Here is a 1,105-nt window from a genome sequence, read left to right on the forward strand (position 1 = left end):
GGCTTAGATCCTGTGGGGCAGCATGACCGACATCCACCTCATGGAAAGGTTGAACGAAGGAATGTAGGAGCATCGACTCTGTGAGACATGGGAGGGTTGACCTCCATGAGACATGTGGATATCCTAAAGTGCGATTATATAATTGATTAAACCAATTTTTTCCTATAATTGGCTAGTTTAGCATACACTTTTTTCGATAATTCCCTACCCTTGAGGAGTGATGCCGAGCTTACATAAATAACGGTTAATGATATGACTATGAAATTCGAAGAATTCTAGAGCAATCGTGAGATTTTGTTTAGTTTATTGAGGGAGTTTAGTTTTTTATTCTTTGTTAGAGGGTGTAAGGAATGAGGTTCGCAAAATGAAAATAATGAATGTAGTATGGGTTTTATTAATCGTAATAGGTATGTTATCTGGTTGTTCCGAAGGTCCTCCGATTGACCACTTTGAAGAGAAAATAGTAGAAGCAACCGTAGTCAAAAAAGAACACGTAAGAGATGATGTGTCGGAATGGGAACTCACCCTCCGATATAAAGATAACGTGATCGTATATGGATATGACCATTCGGACTATTACAATCAGATAAAAGAAGGGGATAAAGTGCCTGTTACCTTAAGAAAAGGTTACACAAAGGAAAACAAATTAGAAGTTGAAACGATAGAACCAGTCAACGAATAAAAATAAAAAAAGCGATGAATTATAAAGATTCTTAATGAACTAACAGGTGCGTTAGCTGAGGATCAGAGCTGTCTTTAAGGGCAGCTCTTTCTTTATGTAATTAAGCAGGTTAGCATTCCTGTAGTTCGTTATTTTTCAACTTTGAAAAAAATAGGGCTCCTCAGTAAGATATGAGTAAGACACCACTCTAACTCAAAACCTTAGGAGGAACCCTAATATGAAGTTTAAAATGCAAGATAAACAAAATCAACTAATAGAAAGAATTTCCGATAATCACCTTGTTGTTGGAGTGGATATTGCCCAACAATTACATGTGGCTAGAGCAGTGAATTTCCGTGGAATTGTAGTCGGAGATCCACTTGCATTTGAAAATAATGAAGATGGATTTGCTAGTTTATTAAAATGGATGGATAAGCTTCAAAG

The 1,105-nt window shown here is 36.7% G+C and carries 1 protein-coding gene and 1 pseudogene; both read left to right on the plus strand.

Translation table 11 applies throughout. The features are described from left to right. Positions 1 to 364 precede the first annotated feature (364 nt). The gene (locus AC1DIV_RS30030; protein ID WP_336866429.1) at positions 365 to 682 is read left to right on the plus strand and encodes a hypothetical protein; all 318 of its coding nucleotides are present in this window, start codon (positions 365 to 367) and stop codon (positions 680 to 682) included. A gap of 217 nt (positions 683 to 899) precedes the next feature. Next, positions 900 to 1,105, plus strand: a pseudogene (locus AC1DIV_RS30035) (IS110 family RNA-guided transposase); the annotation flags it as partial.

This window comes from Peribacillus sp. 05N428, from assembly GCF_056397085.1.